This window comes from Dyadobacter jejuensis, from assembly GCF_003149085.1.
Lineage (GTDB): Bacteria > Bacteroidota > Bacteroidia > Cytophagales > Spirosomataceae > Dyadobacter > Dyadobacter jejuensis.
Genome location: NZ_QGDT01000001.1, coordinates 130228 through 154084, shown reverse-complemented (window position 1 = coordinate 154084; position 23857 = coordinate 130228). Strand labels below are relative to the sequence as shown.

24 protein-coding genes are annotated in these 23857 nt (G+C 45.5%); 7 read left to right on the top strand and 17 right to left on the bottom strand.

Annotated features, from left to right (window positions below; translation table 11 throughout):
* Positions 1-56: 56 nt before the first annotated feature.
* The 6 genes from CLV98_RS00720 to CLV98_RS00690 form a co-directional block, all read right to left on the bottom strand.
* Positions 57-1754: a tetratricopeptide repeat protein gene (locus CLV98_RS00720; RefSeq protein WP_229203143.1), complete on the bottom strand. Its 1698-nt coding sequence runs from the start codon at positions 1752-1754 to the stop codon at positions 57-59.
* A gap of 92 nt (positions 1755-1846) precedes the next feature.
* Positions 1847-2812: a PstS family phosphate ABC transporter substrate-binding protein gene (locus tag CLV98_RS00715; protein WP_229203142.1), complete on the bottom strand. Its 966-nt coding sequence runs from the start codon at positions 2810-2812 to the stop codon at positions 1847-1849.
* A gap of 202 nt (positions 2813-3014) precedes the next feature.
* A complete protein-coding gene (locus CLV98_RS00705; RefSeq protein WP_109671967.1) occupies positions 3015-3839 on the bottom strand; it encodes an energy transducer TonB in 825 nt (274 codons plus the stop codon).
* 30 nt (positions 3840-3869) lie between these two features.
* Complete coding sequence (locus CLV98_RS00700; protein WP_109671966.1) at positions 3870-4451, bottom strand: ExbD/TolR family protein; 582 nt, start codon at positions 4449-4451, stop codon at positions 3870-3872.
* A gap of 26 nt (positions 4452-4477) precedes the next feature.
* Positions 4478-5107: an ExbD/TolR family protein gene (locus tag CLV98_RS00695; RefSeq protein WP_109671964.1), complete on the bottom strand. Its 630-nt coding sequence runs from the start codon at positions 5105-5107 to the stop codon at positions 4478-4480.
* 60 nt (positions 5108-5167) lie between these two features.
* On the bottom strand, positions 5168-6007 hold the full coding sequence (locus tag CLV98_RS00690; protein WP_109671963.1) for a MotA/TolQ/ExbB proton channel family protein: 840 nt from the start codon (positions 6005-6007) through the stop codon (positions 5168-5170).
* Positions 6008-6589: 582 nt separating this feature from the next.
* Between CLV98_RS00690 and gatC the strand changes: the two genes are divergently transcribed.
* Positions 6590-6877, top strand: coding sequence for an Asp-tRNA(Asn)/Glu-tRNA(Gln) amidotransferase subunit GatC (gene gatC / locus CLV98_RS00685; protein ID WP_109671961.1), 288 nt, complete (start codon positions 6590-6592; stop codon positions 6875-6877).
* Positions 6878-6904: 27 nt separating this feature from the next.
* Here the strand turns inward: gatC and CLV98_RS00680 are convergent, their stop codons facing one another.
* The 3 genes from CLV98_RS00680 to ruvX all read right to left on the bottom strand — a co-directional run bounded on the left by CLV98_RS00680 (position 6905) and on the right by ruvX (position 8983).
* Complete coding sequence (locus CLV98_RS00680; RefSeq protein WP_109671960.1) at positions 6905-7690, bottom strand: amidohydrolase; 786 nt, start codon at positions 7688-7690, stop codon at positions 6905-6907.
* 250 nt (positions 7691-7940) lie between these two features.
* Entirely contained in the window at positions 7941-8528 is a 588-nt protein-coding gene (gene def, locus CLV98_RS00675) for a peptide deformylase (protein WP_109671958.1), read from the bottom strand.
* A gap of 38 nt (positions 8529-8566) precedes the next feature.
* Complete coding sequence (ruvX, locus tag CLV98_RS00670) at positions 8567-8983, bottom strand: Holliday junction resolvase RuvX (protein WP_109671957.1); 417 nt, start codon at positions 8981-8983, stop codon at positions 8567-8569.
* 191 nt (positions 8984-9174) lie between these two features.
* Here ruvX and recJ point away from each other — a divergent pair, with 191 nt between their 5' ends.
* From recJ to CLV98_RS00655, 3 genes are all read left to right on the top strand, one after another.
* Positions 9175-10896, top strand: a complete 1722-nt coding sequence (gene recJ, locus CLV98_RS00665; RefSeq protein ID WP_109671955.1) for a single-stranded-DNA-specific exonuclease RecJ — start codon at positions 9175-9177, stop codon at positions 10894-10896.
* Between the two features lie 22 nt (positions 10897-10918).
* A complete protein-coding gene (gene lptB / locus CLV98_RS00660; protein WP_109671953.1) occupies positions 10919-11650 on the top strand; it encodes an LPS export ABC transporter ATP-binding protein in 732 nt (243 codons plus the stop codon).
* Between the two features lie 423 nt (positions 11651-12073).
* A complete protein-coding gene (locus tag CLV98_RS00655; RefSeq protein WP_109671952.1) occupies positions 12074-12643 on the top strand; it encodes a TMEM175 family protein in 570 nt (189 codons plus the stop codon).
* Positions 12644-12868: 225 nt separating this feature from the next.
* Here the strand turns inward: CLV98_RS00655 and CLV98_RS00650 are convergent, their stop codons facing one another.
* Complete coding sequence (locus tag CLV98_RS00650) at positions 12869-13573, bottom strand: DUF4488 domain-containing protein (protein WP_109673005.1); 705 nt, start codon at positions 13571-13573, stop codon at positions 12869-12871.
* Positions 13574-13647: 74 nt separating this feature from the next.
* On the bottom strand, positions 13648-14343 hold the full coding sequence (gene recO, locus CLV98_RS00645) for a DNA repair protein RecO (protein ID WP_109671950.1): 696 nt from the start codon (positions 14341-14343) through the stop codon (positions 13648-13650).
* Between the two features lie 287 nt (positions 14344-14630).
* On the opposite strand from recO, the gene CLV98_RS00640 reads away from it, so the two are divergent.
* Entirely contained in the window at positions 14631-16523 is a 1893-nt protein-coding gene (locus CLV98_RS00640) for an amidophosphoribosyltransferase (protein WP_109671948.1), read from the top strand.
* Between the two features lie 165 nt (positions 16524-16688).
* Positions 16689-18275: a bacillithiol biosynthesis cysteine-adding enzyme BshC gene (bshC, locus tag CLV98_RS00635; protein WP_310588680.1), complete on the top strand. Its 1587-nt coding sequence runs from the start codon at positions 16689-16691 to the stop codon at positions 18273-18275.
* A gap of 1 nt (position 18276) precedes the next feature.
* Here the strand turns inward: bshC and CLV98_RS00630 are convergent, their stop codons facing one another.
* The 3 genes from CLV98_RS00630 to CLV98_RS00620 are packed head-to-tail and all read right to left on the bottom strand — an operon-like array spanning position 18277 to position 20450.
* Positions 18277-19311 carry a DUF4097 family beta strand repeat-containing protein gene (locus CLV98_RS00630; protein ID WP_146202215.1) on the bottom strand — a complete coding sequence of 345 codons (1035 nt, stop codon included), beginning with the start codon at positions 19309-19311 and terminating at the stop codon, positions 18277-18279.
* Positions 19271-19864 (bottom strand): hypothetical protein, encoded by a 594-nt coding sequence (locus CLV98_RS00625; RefSeq protein WP_109671942.1) that lies wholly within the window; start codon positions 19862-19864, stop codon positions 19271-19273. Before CLV98_RS00625 ends, CLV98_RS00630 begins: the two co-directional genes overlap by 41 nt.
* Positions 19865-19883: 19 nt before the next feature.
* Positions 19884-20450: an RNA polymerase sigma factor gene (locus CLV98_RS00620; protein ID WP_109671941.1), complete on the bottom strand. Its 567-nt coding sequence runs from the start codon at positions 20448-20450 to the stop codon at positions 19884-19886.
* A gap of 205 nt (positions 20451-20655) precedes the next feature.
* On the opposite strand from CLV98_RS00620, the gene CLV98_RS00615 reads away from it, so the two are divergent.
* Positions 20656-21885, top strand: a complete 1230-nt coding sequence (locus CLV98_RS00615; protein ID WP_109671939.1) for a 4-hydroxy-3-methylbut-2-enyl diphosphate reductase — start codon at positions 20656-20658, stop codon at positions 21883-21885.
* Here the strand turns inward: CLV98_RS00615 and CLV98_RS00610 are convergent.
* Genes CLV98_RS00610 through CLV98_RS00600 form a run of 3 tightly spaced genes read right to left on the bottom strand, consistent with a single transcriptional unit; the run spans position 21882 to position 23827 of the window.
* Entirely contained in the window at positions 21882-22418 is a 537-nt protein-coding gene (locus CLV98_RS00610; RefSeq protein WP_229203141.1) for an SCO family protein, read from the bottom strand. The two genes, CLV98_RS00615 and CLV98_RS00610, sit on opposite strands and share 4 nt — an antisense overlap.
* 40 nt (positions 22419-22458) lie before the next feature.
* Positions 22459-23103, bottom strand: coding sequence for a toxin-antitoxin system YwqK family antitoxin (locus tag CLV98_RS23815; protein ID WP_158281182.1), 645 nt, complete (start codon positions 23101-23103; stop codon positions 22459-22461).
* Entirely contained in the window at positions 23060-23827 is a 768-nt protein-coding gene (locus CLV98_RS00600; protein WP_109671933.1) for a YHYH protein, read from the bottom strand. Before CLV98_RS00600 ends, CLV98_RS23815 begins: the two co-directional genes overlap by 44 nt.
* Positions 23828-23857: the final 30 nt, after the last annotated feature.

Genomic DNA, 23857 nt, shown 5'->3' with positions numbered 1-23857 from the left:
CCCCCTTGGACGGATCCAAGGGGGCTTTTTATCTTTCAGACAATTACTACTGCAAGCTACTTTTGCTCAGTAGTAGCAGCCGCTTCATTCAATCCCAAGGCTTCTTTGGCATTGGCATTGTCAGGATCTATGGCCAGTAACTTTTCCCATGTCGCTTTCGACTTTGCTTCGTCGTTCATAGTGGACTGGTAATAGAACGCCAAGTAGCCATAAGCAAGCTTTAGGTATCCGTTATATTTCGAAGGATCCTCGTCTTTTTCAGCGAGCTCAGTCAATTTCTCGTAATAAGGTGCAGAAATACCCTTATCGATATTCTCTTGTCTGTCGTAAGCATTGTACAACGAGCTAGCTCTCCAGTAATAAGCAAATGGCCAATCTGGAGTCTTTAGAGTTACTGCCTTAAAGCTTGAATCTGCAGAAAGGTAAAGGCCTTTCTTACGTGCAGCTACCGCGGCGCTGTCGGGCGATCCGGCGGGCACTACGATATTGGTAGCTTGTTGGAAATAAGACAATCCAAGATAAAACAAGTCGTTAGGAGTAGCTTTGGTAGTATCTAGCTCAATACCTTTTTTGTAAGTAGGCGCCGCCTTTTTGAAATCCTTGGCACCATAGTACAAGCCAGCAACTTCCTTATAGGTCGCAGCGGCGTCAGTAGCACTGGTATCGATATCGGCTCCTTTGAGCATATATACAACGCCTAATGAGTCGTACCCTTTTCCTTCTGTCTCCATTAAGTTGTAAGCCCGACCTAAAAATTTATAATCGTCAGAAATAACTTTTTCGGGGGCAGTCTTGATAAAGTCTTCCAGGTATTGAACCGATTTCTCAGGTTCGTTGGTCTTGAAGTAAGACCAGCCATACATCCTTTTGATGATAGGATCATCAGAACGCCCTTTCAAATCATCCAATAGCTGTATCGATTTGCTGTAGTCGTCGGCAGTAAAGGCGAATTTAGAAGCTCTAAGCTGCATATCCACGCTGATATTACCGCTTTTGGTAAGGTAAAGGTCAAAATTTTCAGCTGCTTTTTTGTACTGACGAGCCAAAAAGTAAAGCTCAGCAAGGTCCTTATAAGCGGGAGCAAAATCGGGGTTAGCCTCAATAGCCTTTTTATAATTCTCTAGAGCAAGGTTGTAATTTTTACCTCTTAGGTACACCTGTCCAATACGGTTATGCGCCACGGCATAGTTTGGCTTAGCAGTCAAGGCATATTCATAAGCCGTCACAGCAGCACCACCTTCATTACGCATCATAAGCGCATCACCTTTTACGAGGTAAGCGTCGGCCAGGGAGTTGTCTCTCTTTACGGCTTCATCCAAAAGTCGAATGGCTTCTGCAGGATCGCTATTCTTTTCGAAAAGCGTGTAGGCTTCTCCAATCCGGTAAAGCACTTCAGCATCCTTTTTCTTTTTCTTTTCGGCTAGGTCAAAAAGTTCCTTGGCAGCGGCTTTATTGCCCTTTCCAAGCTCTACCATTCCCTGACCCACCATATTCAGATAGGATTTAGAATCCATTTCCAGACCTTTGTCGAAGGCCTTTTTGGCTTCATCCAACTGGTCGTTCTTCACATAAAAGTAACCAAGGTAAAACTGATTGTCTGCTGATGAACCATCTGCTGCCAGTTTTTTAAAAACCTCTTCCGCCTCTTTCACCTTCTCACCGTGGAGCAAAGCCACCCCATCCTGAACAGACTGTGCGTGTACACCCAGGAATGACATAACCCCCAAGGCAACTAAAATTAATTTACTTTTCATCTTCTTGTACATTTTTTACCCGGTTAATTTAATGATAAAAAATTTGCTTATTCAATAACAAATTCCAAATGTAATAAATAGTAATAGCAATTCTAAAAATTATTTCCAGTAGTAATCTCTAACTGCCGTGGATAGGGTACGGTAGGTAGCAGCCCCATCTTTTGAATGATAAGCCCTCCTACATCCCTGGCAATATAGGTCATAAGCCCTCCACCAAGGCCCGAATACCCTTCTCTACTGAGAATATACAATTCTCTGTGCAGGGGATATCTTTTAAATTCCAATCCACTTTGAAAAGGTTGGATATATTCCGCTTTACTTTCAGGTTTGTCACTTTCAGAAATTCCTAGGACGTTAATCCCTTTCGAGAGCTCTGCCGATCGGATGGCATGACCATCACTGATCCAGCTAACCCCAATAAAGCCCAAATATTTTGGGTTCTCACGGATCATTTCAATCACTTTTTCGTTGGAACCGGCCGATATCACCCGCAGGTGGTCGATCGATTTAAGGCCAAATTTATCCAAAACGAAGTTTAGGTTACTCGCATTAATATTATCGAACACCAAGGTAATTAGCCCTTGGGTATTTCCTCCTTCGAGTTGTTCCCAGGTCTTTATTTTCCCCTCGAAAATCTCCTTCACTTGTCGAAGCGTCATCAAAGAATCGGTATTGGCATTACTTACCACCAGTGCCAGCCCATCGGTAGCGATGTGCTGAGCCCTTTGCGACCCCTTCTGACGCCTTATAATTTCTTTTTCCTTATCGTTTAGCTCACGTGTTGCAAATACGATACGGGCGCTATCCTGCAAAAGTTGCAATATAGCATTCTGCTCTGGCTTATAATCTAAAATAAAATGGGCATTGGGGTAGATTCCTTCATAGGCGTTGGTTAAGGCGTCGACCAGTGGCTTAAACGACTCATCCGACGCTACAGTAATCTCTCCTCTTGTGGGGTTGTCAAGGCGCTCGTTGCTCTGGTTGCAAGCAGCCAAAAAACAGGTTAGCGACACGATGAGCAGCAATCCCTTCATATTTCCCAAAATCAATCTCTCCATTTTTTCCAGATTCTAAATCCTCTCAGAAGGCCGTATAAAATAAGTATGCCAGCAAATGCATAACGTGTTACACTCCCGACTGGCATCAAGCTAAAAGACAAGGAGGAGGAGATCAGATAGATCCCTCCTCCTGCATATGTTAATGCCATCAACACAGAGGCTAGATCGGTGATCTTCTCATGCAATGGTCTTTCCCTCATGATTACTCAAGTTGGAAATTGATGGGCAGGTTATACTTTACACGTACAGCACGACCTGACTGCTTTCCTGGCTTCCATTTTGGCATGGCTTTCACCACCCGCATGGCTTCTTCATCGCAACCGAATCCAAGGCCTTTCAAAACGGAAACATCTTGAATACTACCATCTACGTTAACAACGAAGGACAAGAATACACGTCCAGAAACGTTGGCACGAGAGGCAGCACTTGGGTACTTGATGTTTTTACCAAGATACTTATACATCTCCGAGGTTCCCCCTGGGAACTCAGGTTGTTGCTCTACCACAGTAAAGATTTTCTCCGGTTCGGGAGCCGCTTCTACGACTGTACCCTTACTTGGAGCCGCTACCGCTTCAGGAGCAATAATAAGCTCATTGGCGTTAGGGTCACCTTTTACTGTTTCGTTAGCCACAACAGCCTCCTTAATTTCCTCTACTGTTGGAGGAGGAGTCTCGATGGGTACCTCTTCATCCTTTTTAACCTCAGGAGGTAGGAACTTCACCGTGTTCACCTTAGGCTGCTCTACTGGCGGCGGCGGTGGCGGTGGCGGTTCCGCAGGATCAATGGGCGGTGGTGGTATTTTCATCAAATCGACTTCCACCATAGGGGCCTCTTCTTCTTGGGTTTTGGACAAGCTACTGATAATAGTAGGGGCAAACATGCCGAAAACGAATAAAGCTGCACCTATAATTGTTGCCTTTGTAACATCCGACCGGTAACCCCGACGGAGTGAAAATGCACCATACGCCTTATTACGATTCGCAAACACTATATCATCCAGTGTTGCATTCGGGCCTAAATCTGCCATGGCGTTTAAATTATTAGGTTTAATACTCACTTACTTTTCAGGAGTCGATATTTTGTCTCCTAGTACTTTTTTCTCTGAGTCAGTCAAGTTGTCCACTAGGGCATACCGCTTAGACTTTGTAATGGCCATTTCGTCGAGCACATCCACCATATTTTTGTAGGTAGAGGCCGGAGTTGGCTTAATTACGACAACGAAAGCATCGTTGCCTTTTTCGTCTTTCGGGTTCTGGCTGTTGATTCTTTTCTGCGAAGTAAAGATCACAGTTCTCAAATCGTAGCCATATTTAGTTGTTCCTAGTTTTTCAGCTGCTGCATCATCATCTGCCGCAATACCGTCAAGATAGTACACTTCGTCGTCTCCTCCCATAAATAGGGTCAACACTTTCGAAGCCCTCAAAGGTTCGGACTGTGCCTGTTCCTTATCGTCATTCTTATCGGGTACGGCTAGCGTCATGGAGGTGGGCTTAGACATTGTCGTCGCCAACATGAAAAAGGTGATCAACAAGAATCCCAAATCCACCATGGGGGTCATGTCTACTCGGGTCGAGACTTTCTTACCTCTTACCTTGCCATCATCCTTACCACCACCACCGCTCTCTTCAATTGCTGCCATGTTTGCTCTTAGTTAATAATTAACAATTACTCTTCGGTGGTTTCCTCTGAAGCAAATCCTGCTGGAGCTGCTTCACTACCTGTAATCAAGTTGAACTTGTTGATATTCTGCGATTGCAGATTCGCGAGTACATCTTTAAATACAGGAAACTTCGCCAAGTTATCCCCTTTCAGGGCAATTCTTAGCATGGGATCTGCCTTTCTTGCGGCATATACCCAGTCGGCTAATTCACTGGTTCCAGTCGAATCGACCGGAATTCCTGGCTGCTTCACCTCATTCATTTGATCCTTGCTCATATTTAACCAAGGTTTCAATTGATTTAAAGGAATACCGAAGCTCGTTTGCAAAGCAAACTTGTTTCTTTCCAAGTCGGTGAAGGTTATCCCTTTCGTTTGAGCGATGTTGTCTAGCATGGCTACACGCACTGGTTGTGCATCCACACCAAAGTAGACTTTACCGTCTTTGTCTATACTTATGACCATGATTTTATCGTCGGGCACCTTGATTTGCGAAATCGATGTCGGGGTATTAATCTCGGCATCATTCGACTTAAAGGTAGCCGTCATGATAAAGAAGGTCAGAAGTAAGAACGCTACATCAGTCATCGCCGTCATATCGGTAAACGGCGCATGCTTCTTAGGTCTTACTTTTCCCATAGCAAATATATAAGTTTTTTAGATATTAACGAAACTTACACATTAAAAGTTTTTCAACTATTAATAATGTGCAGCAAAATTTGATTGAAGGCTAAGGCCAATTTCATCAATGCTGTAAGTAAGATCGTCAACACGGCTGTTCAAATAAGCATAAGAAATGGTTGCAATCGCAGAAGTACCAATTCCTAAGGCAGTATTGATAAGGGCCTCAGAGATACCCGTTGCAAGAGCCGCAGAGTCAGGAGAACCAGAAGTACCCAAGGCGGCGAAGGCCTTGATCATACCGATTACCGTTCCTAGAAGGGCGATAAGGGTAGCAGCACTAGCCAAAGTTGCGATAATGGTCAAGTTTTTCTGAAGCATTGGAAGTTCCAAAGTAGTTGCTTCTTCGATTTCCTTCTGAAGAGCCGCCAATTTTTGCTCTTTATCAAGTTCAGTTTCAGTAGTTAATTGCTTGTACTTCAACAGACCCGCTTTTACTACGTTACCTACAGAACCTTTTTGCTTGTCACATTCTTTGATAGCCTCTTCGATTTGGTTTTTATCCAAAAGGGATCTCAATTTACGAACAAAGGCATCGATATTGCCGCTTCCGTTCGCTTTAGCAAGGGTAATCATACGCTCGATGGTAAACACTAGTACGATTAAGAAACAAGTCATCAAAATCGGTACGATAGGCCCCCCTTTATAAACGATACCGTAGTAATCGCCATCCATTGGGCCTTTTTCATGATCTCCATCTTTAAAGTGGGAAGCATCTCCCAATACAAATAGATAAATACATAATGCAATAACAAATAAAACAGGGATTACTAACGCCGGGTTAAGGCCGCCTTTGCCTTTTGATGCTGCCGCAGCGGGCTTTGGAGCTGGTGCCGGGTTTGTTGCTTTCTTTTCCATCAGACTTACTTTTAAAGGTTAAATTGAGATTTTGGTTGTGAATTAAATAAAAGTTTTGGTTAAAACAGATTTTTAGAAAATATTATTTTGAACTGGGTTATGAGTTTACCTATCTCACAAAAGTATGATTTTTCCTTTTAATTAAGCGCAAGGATTTTATAAGAAATTTCAATAAATATTTAACGAATACCTCTAGAAATTATATTATATAAGGACTTTCCAGTACTCACCTCACCCCAATATTATTACGCTACACACTGAAATACAGTTATTTATAACCCATATATCGTAATCATTCAAATTGCACTATTAACTATATAGAAATTTATCTGATCGCTATAAGAACCATAAAATGTCATTTTCCTTCCTTTCGTGTCATAAAGACAATGTCAGATTGAAACTACTGTATCCGAAACCTCCTTTTCAAAAGACGGGATAGAACCCCAACGAAAGCCCTTCATACAGAACCCTCTATCCGATACTAAGGTACGAATAAGGGGTATATCCTTTAAAATTGCAAATTATGTGCTAATTTTGGTGAGTTAGTACTCTTACCGTAATAAATAACAAATACTTAATACCATGAACATTGATGCGCAAACCCTTGACAAAATCGCTCATTTGGCTCGCCTAGAGGTGAAACCTCAAGAAAGCCAAAACCTTATCAATAGTTTGGAGAGCGTTTTATCGTGGATGGAACAACTCAACGAAGTGGATACTACAGGCATAGCCCCCCTCACCCACATCAGCCAAGAGAACAACCGTTGGCGGGATGATATAGCTCAGAATACGCTAAAAAGGGAAGAAGCGCTAGAGAATGCGCCCTCGAAAACGGAACAGTACATTCGGGTTCCGAAAGTAATTGAGTAAGCCCCTTTTTTCTTTTGGGTTAGGCGCTTATTGGATCTGGAACGGGTCCGCATCTTGAAGAAATGGAAACTTTTCTCTAAATGCCTGCAGGAAACTATAGGAAATAGACACCACAGCCTCTTGGGCACGATCCCCCATATCGAGGGCCACCTCACCCGAGCAGCCTATCACCCGGGAGTCGCCTTGATAGGCTATTCCCTGGCCATCGACCCCTACCCGATTGACGCCCACCACGTAGGCCTGGTTTTCGATGGCTCGGGCTACCAGCAGGCTTTTCCAGGCATAAGCCCTAGCCGCAGGCCAGTTGGCCACATATAGCAGTAGGTCATAGGGACTGTCGGGATTGTTGCGGCTCCATACCGGAAAGCGTAAGTCGTAGCATACCAACGGACAGATCCGCCAACCTTTCCACTCCACGACAAGCCGGGTGTCGCCGGCACTGAAGCTCCGATGCTCCTCTCCCATTCTAAACAAATGCCGCTTGTCGTAGGTCTGGATGCTCCCGTCGGGAAAGACACAAAACACGCGGTTATAGTACGCCTTGGCCTCCTGAATCATCACACTCCCTACCACCAAGGCCTCAGACTTTGCTGCCATTTGTTTTAGCCACTTCGTAGCCGTCAGATTCATCGGCTCGGCCCACTGGGTGTTCATCGTAAAGCCCGTACTAAACATTTCAGGCAACAACAGCAAATCGAACGGCTCCTCGATGGCGGCTATCTTTTCCTCTATAGCAGAGAAGTTCGCCGTGCTATTTTCCCAATATAAGTCCGTTTGAACGAGGGCCACTCGCAAGTCATTTTTTACTTCCATAGGGTATCTTTATTTAACTTGATCGCGACCTTTTTTAACATTGCCGTCGGCTATCGACTTCCCTATTCTTCCCGAAATCCATTTTCAAGAGGATTGGTGATCGCTTTTTGGATATCAAAAGTCTGCCTACAACAATAGTCGTGCTAAGGTCTATTATGATTTCATCGTTTCTATTTCGTTTTTAGGCCAAGCCCTAAAAACGATGAAGAGGCGGCTGGTAGCCTCCTCTCCATTATTTTTAAACGGGCTCTTATCTCCTTAAGGCGAATTTCATCCGGTAGTCAGCATCTACCTTTCCTTTAGATATATCGGTTAGTTTTTTCTTTATAAACTGTTTCTTAAGAGTGGGCAGATAATCGATAAACAGTTTTCCTAATAAATGGTCGTATTCATGCTGGATTATTCTGGCGGCTACTCCTTCATAGACCTCTTCATGCTCGTTCCATTCCAAGTCCCTATATCTAATTCTAACTCGCTCCGGCCTAAAAACTTCCCCCCGAATTCCCGGAATACTCAAACATCCCTCATCGAAACCCCATTCCTCACCATCTTGGTCCAAAATTTCAGGATTGACAAACACCTTCTTAAAGTCGACCAAAGATGGATCGGGATCCTCATCTTCATCATCTTCGTCCTCTTCAGTAAACGGGGTTCCATCCACTACAAACAGACGGATATTCAATCCTACTTGAGGGGAGGCTAGCCCAACTCCGTTGGCATTATACATGGTTTCGAACATATTGTCCGAAATCTCCTTCAAATCAAGCTCCCCTTGTTCTATAAATCTCGTTTCTTTCCTAAGTATCGGGTCGCCATAGGCAACAATTGGGTATATCATGGGTATTAAAAAATAAGTTTTTAACTGGATACTAAATTTTACAAACCTCTACTTTCCATAAAGGATTGTAGGATGATCGTCGCACTGATCTTATCGATATTTCCTTTTTGTTTCCGATCACTCTTTTTGCTTCCATTGGCGATCATCACCTGCAAGGCCATCGAAGAGGTGAACCGCTCGTCGTGCTCATAAACTGGAATTTCCGGAAATTTCTTCTTCAGTGATTTTATAAATGCTTTTACTCTGGCCGCATTCTCACTGTCGGTATTGTCTAGCCTCCGAGGCATTCCAACTACAAAAGCCTCTAGGACTTCCTGCTGGGCATAGGCCTCCAGATAGGCCAACAAGTCGTGGGTACGAACCGTTTCCAAAGCGGTGGCTATAATCTGCAGCGGGTCGGTAACGGCTATTCCCGTCCTTTTGGAGCCATAATCAATCGCAAGTATACGGGACATATCGGATGTTTAAAGAGTAGACAGACCGTAAGCCCCAAAAACCATTCCCGACACCTTATGGTTCGGTATTGGCAAGCGAACATCTCTGTGAAATTATAAAATGCAAAGATAAAAGGTTTCTGGCAGCTTTTTGCTCCCAAGCCGGTACATAGATTTTGACACACACGATATATTCCGCTTATCTTTGCAGTATGATTGAAAAGCGTTGGCAAATTGCCCCCCAACTAAGTACTGAACAACAAGCATTGGCCGACAGCCTCGGCAGTTCCCTACAGGTGGATCCCAACCTGGCGACTCTACTCGTCCAAAGATCCGTAACCGATTTTGACCAAGCCAAGGAGTTTTTCCGACCCGACATTAATAAGCTCCACGACCCTTATTTAATGAAAGACATGGACCGGGCGGTGGAGCGCTTGGAAAAGGCGATCGCCCAGGGAGAAAAAATACTGGTTTATGGCGATTATGATGTTGACGGCACCACTTCCGTCACCTTGTTCTATGGCTATCTCCACAAATACTACGATCGGATGGACTACTACATTCCGGACCGGTATAACGAGGGCTATGGGGTCTCGTCCCAAAGTATCGAGTGGGCCGCCGAAAATGGATTCAGTCTGATCGTTACCCTAGACTGCGGCATCAAGTCGGTGGATAAGGTGGAAGCCGCCAGCAAACATGGCATCGATTTTATTATATGCGACCACCACCGGCCCGGCGAGCAGCTTCCGGCGGCAGTAGCCGTACTCGACCCTAAAAGAACGGACTGTCCTTATCCTTATAAGGAGCTTACCGGTTGTGGGGTCGGGTTCAAACTCCTGCAAGCTTTTGGCCAAAGCCAACAGCACGATCCCGCCCTGCTATTGCAATATCTGGACCTACTGGTGATTAGCATCGCCTCCGACATTGTACCCATCACGGGTGAAAACCGAATCTTGGCTTACTATGGCCTCCAACGACTAAATACCCAACCCCGTATCGGCATCAAGGCCCTGATCCAAATAGCAGGGCTGGCTGGCACGCTCGACATCACCAACGTGGTGTTTGGCCTGGGCCCTCGCATCAATGCAGCAGGGCGAATCAAACATGCCAAAGAGGCCGTCCGCCTCTTACTGAGTGAGGATGTGGAAGAAGCGGAGACCTTTGCCGAAGAAATCAATATACACAACCTCGACCGGCGCAAATTTGATAGCAGCATCACGGAGGAGGCCATTTCGATGATCGCCAACGACGACGGGCTCTCCAAAGCCCATAGTACCGTGCTCTATAAAGAAGACTGGCACAAAGGAGTAATCGGTATCGTGGCCAGCCGGTGCATTGAGCAGTACCACCGGCCCACCATTATATTAACGCAGTCGCATGGGAAAGCGGCGGGCTCCGCACGTTCAGTACCTGGCTTCGACGTCTACGAAGCTATAGAATCATGCGCCGACTTACTCGAACAATTTGGAGGCCATACTTTTGCTGCTGGGCTTACCTTGCCCATAGAAAACATACAAGCCTTTCGGCAGCGATTCGAAGAGATTGTTAGCGGAAGTATACTTCCTGAGCAACTTGTTCCGTTGATAGATATTGATTTGGAGCTCAACCTAAGGGCCATTTCACCAAAATTCTATCGAATTCTCAAACAGATGGGGCCCTTTGGACCTGGAAATATGACCCCGGTTTTTACATCTACTCCGGTAACCTTGGTAGGCAATCCTACCATCATGAAGGAAAAACATATTAAGTTTGAGGTACAACAGGGCGATTCGGCGTGTTATACGGCCATTGGCTTTGGCATGGCCCAAGCGTTTCCCCATTTGCTAGAGAAAAAACCGTTTTCTATCTGCTATAACTTGGAGGAAAATAATTTTAGAAATAAGTCGACCCTACAATTGTTCTTAAAAGATATCAAGTTTCACGAACCTATTTAGTCCTGTTTCCACACCAATAGCCATGATACTAAGAACCGAGAATCTAATAAAAAAATACGGCTCACGATTGGTCAACAATAATGTGAGCTACCAAGTGGAGCAAGGCGAGATCGTCGGGCTGTTAGGCCCCAATGGAGCCGGCAAAACCACCTCCTTCTATATGGCGGTAGGCCTCGTAAAGCCCAATAGTGGGAAAGTATATCTGGACGACCAGGACATCACCAGCCTACCCATGTACAAACGGGCCCGGCTAGGACTGGGATACCTGGCGCAAGAAGCATCGGTATTTAGAACCCTAACCGTCGAGGAGAACTTAAAGGCCGTATTGGAACTCACCGATACAACCAAAAGCCAACAAAAAGAAAAAGTGGAGGAGCTTATGGAAGAGTTTCATTTGCAACATGTACGCAAGAGTAAGGGCATGGTACTGTCGGGTGGAGAAAGACGCCGGACGGAGATAGCCCGTGCCTTGGCAGTAAATCCAAAGTTTATTCTGCTCGACGAACCCTTCGCGGGGGTGGATCCAATAGCCGTAGAGGACATCCAAAGCATTGTAGCCAAACTAAAACATAAGAATATTGGCATTCTGATCACCGATCATAATGTAAACGAAACCTTGTCGATCACCGACAGAGCCTATCTGCTCTTCGAAGGTAAAATACTAAAACAAGGTACTGCCGAAGAACTCGCTGAAGACGAAGTGGTGAGGAGGGTGTACCTGGGCAAGCATTTTGAACTGAAAAGGAAGGTATAGGGCGGCTATTAAAAACCAAAAGGAGGACCCTCGACGGATCCTCCTTTTGGTAGGTCTTATCTATTTCTTAGGACAACTCTTACAATGCTTCCCCTTGCGTTTATATTTCTCGCAACATTTCTTAAAAACACATTCAGGCCCTTCCGCTATACGCCTCGTCCACACATCCTTGTCTCCACATTCCGACACTGGCTCACTGAAATTGAAACTGTTCATCCCTATCTTTTGATTAGCAACGGTACAAAGCTACACCCTATTTAGAATGATTCCAATAATCTTGGAATTTATTTTTACAGAATCTAAATAAGCACGCTAATAGATTTCCTTTTAGTAATAAATAAGGTGTAAAAACGGATAAGAATTCACCCTTGATTACTTTTGGTACCATCACTATTAACAAAAGTCGTACCAGCTCAAAAATATATGACCACCTCCCGACTAGAAGCCTTTAGCGACGGCGTACTTGCCATCATTATTACGATTATGGTATTGGAACTCAAGCTCCCACATGGCGATCATTTTGAGGATTTAAAGGGCCTCATCCCCACCTTAATCAGTTATTTGTTAAGTTTTATTTATGTAGGGCTCTATTGGAACAACCACCATCATCTGTGGCAAATTGCAGAACGGGTCAACGGCAAAATTCTTTGGGCGAATTTGCATTTACTTTTTTGGCTTTCCTTATTCCCTTTTGCTACGGGATGGATGGGCGAGCATCATGACTCTACCGCACCTGTAGCCATGTATGGCCTGGTGCTGTTCATGGCCAGCTTGGCATGGTACCTGCTAGCCCAGCAGGTGATTCGGCAGGAGGGCCCTACTTCTAAAGTGGCTCTGGCCTTCAATAAGGACTATAAGACCAAGGCCTCCTTACTCATATATGCCTCTGCCATGGCCATATCTTTCTTTGAACCCCGCATTAGTCAGGTCATTTATGCCCTACTGGCCGCCCTGTGGATCATTCCCGACAAGCGTATTGAACGGATGGTCTGAGGCAGAACTTTACCGACGGTTTTCAGTTCCAAAAGTCTAGCTGCTAGCCATGGCCAATCAAAAATGAAGCCCTGTTCTATACGGCTCGCAATCGCCGCTATACTTGGCTCCCAATAAAGGGCTTCAGTATTAAAGGTTCGCTTACTTAGAGGCCTATATAAAAAGGTCTCCTTCTTTAATCGGGATGGCCGAAAAAGAAGGAGACCTAGCTTAGAGACAAAAAGATCAAGGGATCTTCTCCCATATTTCATGAATGGAGGCGCCTTTGCTGCTTTTTCCGCTATGGTCCCAACGCCCATTTTGCAACCCCCAGTCGAACTGAAGACTGGCGCCCACTCGATTATTATCTCTAGAGAAGAACTCTATTTTCTCGGTATACTTCCCATTTTCTATCTTATAAGTTCCGCCGCCGGTTCCATAGAAGCCCTTCTTGGCGGGGTCGATGGCGATCCATTGAAAACGGGTAGCCGACAGTATTTTCAATGTTTTCCTTGTTCCTGACTGGTGGATTTTCACGAGTTGATCGCTCCCTTCTTGGGCACGCTCCGTAATATGCCAGGCTCCCGCCATGGGCACCCCTTGGGCGTCGTCGACCTGCATCCATACCCAGGCATCCTTATACCGAAGGGTAAGCACCCCGTCCTTACGGCTCACCGTGAAATGAATGGGGATACCTATTTTTGTTGAGTCGGCGGTATTGTATTCGGGGGTATATACCAGCTGGTCGCCCTGCATGGTAAAGGGCCCGCCCTCCGTCCGTTCGAAGTATTTGTTCAATACACTATAGGAAGCAATGGATAAGTAATTGTCAGCGACAATCATCATGGAAGTACTTCCAGTAGGCTCTTGCGACTTCCAGGCCCCCTTGGGTACCTGGGCAACAGCAACCTGTAGGCTCAAGGCAAATAATAAAGACAGATGTAATTTCATAATAGCATCATTTTTTTTCAATTTATCATACACTTTAACTAAAATCAGGCCAGAATCTATCGGCAAAAGCATCGTTAGCGCAGTACCTCTCGAAGCACATCGAGGGATCTGAGATCACCCATCCCTTCATTATGGATTTTATAGAAAAAAATAAGTTTTTCCAACAAGTTGGCCCTACTGCGCCGATCGAGCCGCACCTTTCCATAGCCAATATTTTGCAATATGGCGTCGACCACCTGGTCCTGTTGCGGATCTACCCCAAAGGGTGAATGATGTTGCCGGAGCTCCCGCTCCATTTCAGACATACTTTCCACACCAAAACCCAAATAGGAGGCATAGTAAATCAAAAACTGTATATGGAAATTTTCAAACTCTCCTTCCATCTCATCGAAATGGAGGATAGACTGCACTAAAAAGTCAAAAAGTTTGGTGTTTTCCTCTTCTTCCTTCAAGGTTTTTCCAAGAATTTCGGTTAAAAATAAGGCGATACTCGATTTGGCAATGTCGAAAGGGATAGAATGAAAAGGCACGGTACATTTCATTTCCGAAATTCGATGTACCGTATCAAGCTTGGCTTTATGGTACACCACCAAATCGAGCAGGGTCAGTGGCTGGAACAGGGCTATCTTATTGCCTTTGGCCTTGCTGCTCCGCACACTGTTGACGATATAGGACTGTATACCAAAAGATTCGGTGTATATTTTGGCGATAATAGACGATTCTCTGAACCGAATATAGCTAATGGCAATTCCTTTGGTTTTATAGAGCATACCCTATCGATAAATAGCTGAGCGCAGTCTCAAGCATATAGTTACAAAGTAAACAAGATAAGGGTGATATTACCCTATCCCAACGGCAAGAATTCCTCCAGCCTCCACAAGAACCGACTATTTATAGAAGAATCTCGTAAACCTGTACGTCATTAATAAGGAAAGGATTTGTACCTTTGCAAAGATTCTTCGAACTAAGATTATTTTTTGTTCGTTAATGATTTATTAACAAACGGAATACGTTTTTAAACTGCATAGGAATTCAATTCTAACGCATAACGCGACATATGAGCGACGCAATAAAGCATGAGTGCGGGATAGCACTTATTCGTCTTAGGAAACCTTATCAATATTACCTTGACAAGTACAATACGCCGCTCTATGCGGTCCATAAATTGTCGGTAATGATGGAAAAACAGGTTAATCGGGGTCAAGATGGTGCCGGAATTGCCAACATCAAGATCGATATCCCACCAGGCAAAAGGTATATCAGCCGATACCGATCCGTGGAGCCTCAACCCCTCACGGACATTTTCTCTAAAGTTCATAAAAAGTTCAGGAAAGGCCTTAAGAACAATAAGGATAAGGCCAACGATGCCCAATGGCTTCAAGAGAACTTGGCCTTTACCGGTGAAGTTTGGCTAGGACACCTGCGCTATGGCACCCATGGTACCAATGAAGTAGAGAACTGCCACCCCATGCTTCGTCAAAGTAATTGGAGAAGCCGGAATTTGGTGATGGCGGGGAACTTCAATATGACCAACGTCGATGATCTTTTCGGCAAATTGGTGTCCCTTGGCCAACATCCTAAAGAGAAAGTGGATACGGTTACCGTCATGGAAAAAATCGGCCATTTCCTCGACGAAGAGAACCAAAGAGTCTTTGAAAGATTTAAGGGGATTTACGAAAACCCTATCCTCTCGAATGTAATAGAGGAGAATATCGACCTCCAAAGACTCCTTTACCGCTCGTGCCGTGACTTCGACGGAGGTTATGCCATGTGTGGCATGACGGGCTATGGAGCCTCTTTTGTAATCAGAGACCCGGCCGGTATTCGCCCTGCATTCTACTACGCCGACGACGAAGTAGTGGTAGTGGCTTCGGAGAAGCAAGCCATTAAGGCCGCCTTTAACGTAGAATACGGTCAAATCCAAGAAATAACACCAGGCTCAGCCCTGATCATCGATAAATATGGAGAGTATAATGAGCTCCCCATCTTACCGCGTCTAGAGAAAAGATCCTGTAGCTTCGAAAGAATCTATTTCTCGAGGGGTACCGACCCAGACATCTACTATGAGCGTAAGCAGCTGGGTAAGCTACTAATACCTCAAATACTGAAAGAAATCAACTACGACTTAGAGCATACTATTTTCTCGTATATCCCCAATACGGCCGAAACCGCCTTTTTAGGGATGATTGAAGGTCTAGAAGAATACCTTTCCAAAAAGCGTAAACAGGCTATTATGGAAGGGATCTTATTCGAAGAAGACTTAGAAAAGGTTTTGTCTTTTAGGCCGCGTATTGAAAAACTGGTGACCAAAGATGTAAAATCGAGGACCTTTATCACTGCCGATGAAGTACGCGACGACATGGTTTCTAGCGTGTACGACACCACCTTCGAGGTCGTGCGCAAAAACGTGGATACCGTGGTGATCATCGACGACTCCATCGTAAGGGGGACTACCCTCGAGAAAAGTATTCTGACGATGCTCGATAGGCTCAACCCCAAGAAAATAGTGGTCGTATCTTCTGCGCCTCAAATTCGCTTCCCCGACTGCTACGGCATCGATATGTCGCGAATGAAGGACTTCGTGGCCTTCCGGGCGGCGATGGCCCTTATCGAAGAGCGAGATATGGAACACCTCCGCGAAGAGGTATACACCCAGTGTGTTACCGCAATAGCGACCAAAAACCCTAATAACACCAATTTTGTTAAGGCACTCTACGATCCGTTTACCGACGACGAGGTGTCCAATAAAATAGCGGAGATCATTAGGCCCCAAGGATTGAACGCTGAGCTTGCCGTCATATTCCAAACTGTAGATAACCTGCACCTGGCCTGCCCTCAGCATACCGGCGACTGGTATTTCACAGGCAACTACCCTACCGAAGGCGGTAACAAAGTGGTGAATAAGGCCTATGCCAACCACCATGAAGGCAAGTTAGTAAGAGCTTACTAATCATAAATTATTGTTGAAAACGACAAAGAGCCGCACTTACGGCTCTTTGTCGTTTTAAGGCCATCCGCCAAATTTTAAAGGAATAGGTTGCCCTCCCTATCAGAATTACTGAACTTTAACGTTATTTGCTCGGTTCATTTAATTATTATTTTAACTCGGATAGATTTGGATTCTTTTACAGCGGTTGAAACGAAAACTTCCATGAATGCCCTTCCCATAGATTTACGTAGCACAGGACAGTTCCCAAGCCTTTTGTTGGACTATCTCGACCAAAAACCAGAAGTAGCCAAATTTTACGAGACCTTCCCTACGCTGGAGAAGGCGCAGGATACTATTGAAAAAAAGAAATCATTCGATCCCGAAACCAGGAAGGTATTGGTAAAGGCCCTCGAAAAGCAATACCAGAACCTTCCTAATAAGCCCGATTTTAGTCCTCTACTCGCCCCTAATACCTATACCGTTACCACGGGCCATCAGCTCAATATATTTACGGGCCCGCTATACATCATTTATAAGCTGGTAACGACCATCAATCTGGCCAGAGAATTAAAAAAAACCTACCCTGATTGTCATTTTGTTCCGGTATACTGGATGGCTACCGAAGACCATGACTTCGACGAAATCGCTTCTTTTCACCTCGATGGCCAAACGCATCGTTGGCAAGGGGATTATACTGGGGCAGTAGGCCGGCTCAACCCCAACGACCTGGCAGCCATTCTAAAGCAATTGCCCGAAGAGCTTCTGCTATTCAAAAAGGCCTATTTGGAGCACAGCACCTTAGCGGACGCCGTTCGATGTTATATGCATGAGTTGTTTGGCCAGGAAGGACTGGTCTGTTTGGACGCCGACGACCCCGACCTTAAACGATGTTTTCTGCCGACCATACAAGAAGAATTATTACAGAGTCCCTCTGCAGAGCTCGTCTCACAAACCTCCGCCGAACTAACGGGGTTAGGATACAAAACCCCCGTCTATGCAAGAGAAATCAACTTCTTTTATCTCGACAATAATATCCGTGAAAGGATCGTGAAGGAAGGGGATCAATACCAAGTACTCAATACCGACTTACGCTTCCAAGAAGCCGAAATCCTGGAACTCACCCAGCAACACCCCGAACGCTTTAGCCCCAATGTAGTAATGCGCCCCTTATACCAAGAGGTAATCCTACCCAACTTGGCCTATATTGGTGGACCGTCAGAGATTCCCTACTGGATGCAGCTCAAGTCTATCTTTACTCATTATAAGGTTCCTTTCCCGATGCTGATCCCACGCAACTTCGCCCTTTGCCTCACTGGTGGCCAGGTTGACAAGGCTAATAAGTTAGAAATAGCACTGGAAGATTTGTTTTTAGACGAGACGAGCTTACGCAAAAAATTCACGAAGCAGATTAGCAATAACAAGCTGGACTTACAAAACCAAAGGCTCGCTATGCAAGGCCTCTTCGACTCCATTGCTGAGCAAGCGGCGGCCATAGATCCTACCCTAGAGCCCACCGTAAAGGCGGCATTAACCCGATTGGAAAAAATATTATTACAGCTAGAAAAACGCCTTACCAAGGCAGAAGAAAGGAACCATAGCTCGGAAATAGGACAATTGATGGGGTTAAAGAAAAAGCTTTTCCCGAACGGAGTAGCCCAGGAGCGCTATGACAACTTGCTAAAGTTTTACCTTACCGATCCGCAATTTATCCAGAAGCTATTGGGCACTTTCGATCCATTGGATTTTAGGTATCTCATACTTACCGAAAAGTAGCTCAATCTTTGAACCGTACATTGCCGTATTTCGATTGGATTGTAATGGCGGCTCCGGCTCCATTTCTGATTATCCCTTGGAAGTTTTGGGTCTTGTCGGGGCGTATTCCCTTTTCGGGCTGTACCGTAAAGGAGGCCTTGCCCGCGGGATAGCTAAAGTTTCCATGGGTAACGCTTACCTTAAACCGATTGGCCTGGGCAGGAAGCTCTACCGACGAATAGTTGGCATCTATCTGCAGGGTCTTACTGAGGCTCTGGAGCTCATCGATACTGAAATCGCTGGAATAATTGAGCCGGATCTGGGAAGGCCCACGGATCACCCCGATTTTAGCATTCGAATAATCGATATCGGCCTGTAAGTTTGTAACGTCTTCGATCTTCAATTCGCCAAATTTATTTTTCAACTCCAGTTTTACTATTTCTTTTAGCTCTAAGTCGGCGTACTTAAAATCGAATTTACCGCCCACTACCTTGCCCAGCTTTGCGCTGCCATAGCTCATCTCGATGAGATTGGACACATTTTCGAGGGCATTGGAAAACAAGTCGCCATACCGACAGTCTATAGTCAGTGGGGCATGGAAGGTAGGAATTTTGGTATCGCCAAATTGATTTTTGACCAACAAGGCCGTTTCTCGGGGCATATACAGGGTATAGTCGATCTGGAGAGATTGGGAGTTGCGCTGCCCTCCAATATTTTTGGTAAAAGGTCCTCTACCAATCACCGTCTTTATCATGATCTTACCTCCCTGGCGCTCTTCATCGATTTGTACGGCATCCAGATAGGCCATCGCCCGCGATTCGGAAACCGCATTGGCGGTTATTCTAATATCCACTTTAATACTATTCCGCTCCCAAAGGTTAACGGTCACACTCCCAAACTGGTTGTCAATGGACAGGGCCTCTCCGGGACGAACAGAAAACTCTTTAGTAATAACCCTACGTCTCTCGTCCGGCGAATGTTGGTATGGCCTAACGGCCCCTGCCATGGCACATAGGCTAAATAACAGCAGGATGGTCGTCAGTTTTATTGTTTTCATCGGTCGAATTGTTAAATCTTTGTAAGATGTCTAATTGTTGATTCAGCAGATCTATCTGCCATTGCAAATTTTGTATCATGGCCTGCAGCATCGCTTCTTGGTTTGGGGCATTGCCCAGATCCTGCTTCAGCGATTGGTAATTAGCCTCTAAGGCCTGTAAGTCCGAAGAGAATGCTTTTCTAAGCTCTGGGTTATGATTGGTAAGCTTCAGGATCTCATCGCGCTTTTGGTCGATCAGTTGGGCATACTGGCTCATTTCCTGGTCGTAGCTAGGCTGCTGCTGAGCCGTAGGGTCGCTAGCATCCCCTTCGTGCAAATAAAGAAGCATGCCCAGTCCTAATGCAAGCACCAACCCGGCGGCAATGCGTAGCCAATTCCCAGCCAGAGGCAGCATCCAACCCTTCTTTTTCTCGTTTGGGGACGGGACATCGGCGGGCAAGGCGCGGTCTATCCGCTCCCACAGCTGAGCCGACGGCTCATACTGGTCGAAGCGCTCCCGATTATCCCTTACAAATCGCTCTAAATGATCCTTTTTACCCGATTTATCTTTCATAATACCATCACTTAATCGTCTATAATCCGTTTCTGCTGCCGATTCTCTCCAACAATTTACGCTTACCACGTAAGTACTGGGAACGAGAAGTCGATTCACTAATCCCTAGCACTTCACTAATTTCCTCATGGTCGTAGCCTTCGAACAAATACAGGCTCAGAACGACCCTATACCCATCGGGCAGCATCAGTATTTCTGTTTGTATACGTTGTACATCCAAGTCCAGTTCATCTGAGTCTTCCTGATAGTCCGCTAAAGTTTGTCCTCCATTTTGCTCCCAGCTACTCAGCTCTACCCATTCTACTTTTCGGCTCCTGATCTGGCTAAGCGCCCTATTCACTACGATTTGCTTGAGCCAGGCACCAAAAGTCGACTGCTGCCTAAATTGATGCAAGTTGGTAAAAGCATCCATAAACGCTTCTTGCAAAGCGTCCTCAGCCTCTCCAAAATGATTCAATATGCGCATACAGACGTTGAACATAGCCTTGGAGTAGCGCTGGTACAATTCATACTGTGCCTTTCGCTCCCCAAGCTTACAACGGGCTACTAGCTCGACATGTTGGTCGATATAGGGTTCAGATTTCAAGCTGTAGGTTTGGTTTTTTAACGTTACGAAACAAAGACTCCGTAACTTTCAAAAAGTTGCATGTCGGCAACAAATAAGTTTTTAGTATAAAGAACAAACCGCCAGCAAGGATTGTTCTTTGTACCGGGTACGTTATCTTTGAACCCAGGAACGCCGAAGCCCCATAGTACTTCGCCAGACGTCACTCCCAAGCCGAACATCTAATATGAAGACCTTTGATATACCCGAGTTTTATAGAAGCCGTATCATTAGCCCCATTAAGGAGCATAGAAGAAAAAAAGACAAACTAAAGCGGGATTACAGCCCCACAATCCTCGATTTTGGCCCGGTACAGTTTCTGATTGCCCGCCATTTCGGTTTTTGTTATGGGGTAGAAAATGCCATCGACATCGCTTACAAGGCACTTTCAGAGAATCCCGACAAAAGAATATTTCTTTTGAGTGAGATGATCCACAATCCTGACGTCAACCGTGACCTGGTCCAAAGAGGCGTCCAATTCATTATGGATACAGAGGGTCGGCAGATCATCCCATGGGAAAGCTTGAGCCCTGAGGACATCGTGATTGTCCCGGCCTTCGGCACTACCTTAGAAATCCAAAACCAGCTCAAAAATCTGGGTATTAATGCTTATATCTACGATACTACCTGTCCCTTCGTAGAAAAAGTGTGGAACAGAGCCGCCCAGATAGGGGAAAAGAGCTATTCAATCGTCGTTCACGGCAAGCCTACTCACGAAGAAACCAGGGCCACATTTTCCCATAGCAAAGCCAATGCCCCTACCGTGGTAGTCAAAGACATGGCCCAAACGAGCGTATTAGCCCAATACCTTACTGGAAGCTTGCCCTATGAACAGTTTTATATAGATTTTAAGGGCCAATATTCCGAGGGATTTGACCCAGAAAAAGACTTGAAACGCATTGGGGTCGTCAACCAAACCACGATGCTGGCCTCCGATACCCAGGGGATTTCCGACTTCCTGAAGAATGTGATGATACAACATTATAATCTACAGCCTCATGAAGTGGAGAATCACTTTGCCAATACCCGCGATACCCTCTGCTATGCCACCAACGATAACCAGGACGCTACCTATGCCTTGCTCACTCACGAGGCGCATTTGGTGCTGGTAGCAGGAGGTTATAACAGCTCGAACACCTCCCATTTGGTGGAACTGTGTGAAACCAAATTCCCCACCTACTTTATAGAATCGGCCCATAAAATACTGAGTAAAGACCTGATTCAACATTATGTGCTGCACGGCAAAAAGGAGGTAACCACCCAAAATTTCTTACCCGACACCGAGCCAGCACGAATTATGCTCACCTGCGGTGCCTCCTGCCCCGATGCGATCGTAGAGGCCATTATGCTCAAGATACTCTCGTATTATGAAGATACGCGCCCTATAGAGGAAGTATTGGCCAAAATGGAAGCTTAAGGCTTTTTAGCTTCCGCCAATAACCAGCTGATATCCTTGGCAAGCTGCTGGGTTTCCAGCTCTAAGGTGCCATTATATATGCCTCGTATACGTTTGCTACCGTCTACTAACAAGACATGCTCCGTATGCAGAAAATCGCTACTGTCCTTGGTAAAGCCTAAGTCCTCTTCGGCAAAGTAGGACTGTCGTGCCAATGCATAAATCGCCGCCTGGTTGCCAGTCAGAAAATGCCAGTTCTTAGCCGTAATACCGTTTTGCTGGGTGTACCCCTCCAGCCTATCGACGGTGTCGATCCATGGAGTGACACTATAGGAAAGCACCTCTACCTGCGGATTGTCGCCAAACTGCTCCTGGAGTATTTTTAGATGCTTGGTCATCACCGGACAAATACTGATACAACTCGTAAAAACGAAATTAGCTACATGGATTTTGCCCTCAATATCCTGATCGGTAACCGTGGCACCGTGCTGGTCGGTGAAGCTAAATTCGCCAATAGTATGGTCGATCTGCGTAAGGGCCTCGGATGGACTCAAAAATTGTGGAGTGAAATCGGCCTGGTTATAGTACGGTAGTCTATTCTCCTTTTGTGCTGTTTGACAGCTCCAGAGGCTTACTTCCAGCCCCAAGAGGAATAGGAACGAATACCGAGTCCGAAATATTAATACAATTTTTGGTACCCAATAGCCCAAACCTACGCCCATCCACCACCGTGTAGTTCGCCCTGATTTTGCCATTATCGTAATACATTTTCTGATTTCCTTTTTCATGCCCTTTGCTGTAATTCATTTCCAGTATCAATTGTCCATCCCTGTTCCATTCCCGGCAGGTACCTTCATATTCCCCCTCTCGGAACTGATAGGCCAGCATAGGGGAGCCATCGTCCCAAAAGGCCAGGTAGTCCCCGGTTTTTTGACCTTTGTCGAAAAACCTCTTCTCTTTCAATTGCCCATTGCCGTAATATTGCTTCCAAGCACCATGCTCTAGTCCATCCTTGTAAGATTGGTAGACCAAGGTGTCGGTCTTATTGGAATCTAAGGTAAGTACCACTCCGGAAAAGGGTATTCGATCGAGCAACAGATATTGCTCCGACTGGAGCAACCTTGCGTCATCCCATAACACATAGTGGACGTCGGGCTCACAACTCAAAAACACAATAAAGGCCCACAGGGACAGGCTACCGCGAAACAGTGCCCGCCGTCCCATAGAACCCACTGCCATTAAGATAAGGGTCTGCATCGGTAATATGATAATGGTAAATGCCCTCGGGATAGTCGGCGGTAGCATGGCTATGGCCGTGATAGGCGTCTAAAGCATCATTGGACACTTCGGCACCGTTTTCTTCGGGACCATATACAGGGAAACCGTCTAACAAGAAGCCTAATAATGCCGAACGGGAGGCTTTCACCTGTGTGAGGTACAAGGGCTCAACATGATAATGATACTGTCCAGATTGCTGCGGATGTCCCCAATATTGATCAAAGCTCATTACCTCATTGGTAAGAGGCTGGTTAGGACCTGCATATTGATTGTAAAAAGGAACTCCATTGAGTGCTACTCCTATGGCACCGAGTGGCGTGGCGGCATGGCTGCTGGCCACTTTGGGCTCAATAGGAATCTTAAAGGTCAGCGACTGAGTGGCTATGGTGTTCGGATTTTTGATAAACTGATACCCCCCAAAGGTACTTCCCGAGAAGTCTTCATAAAGCCCTGAAGAGGCACTTTGATAGATGCTTTTATGGTCGGGGACTCCGTTGGTCTTAATGGTCACGTAAGTTCCATCGCTGGTAATGCTCGTGGCACCATATATTTTGGAAAATACAGCTGGGACGTCGGCCTCGGTGATCTCAGGATCCACAGCAGCGGTGGCCGACTTATCGCAACTCAAATAAACCAAGGATAGGCAGGCGATCAAAGGGAGTAAATAACGGGATGTCTTTTTCATCTTTTATAGTTTTTTAAACTTATACGACAT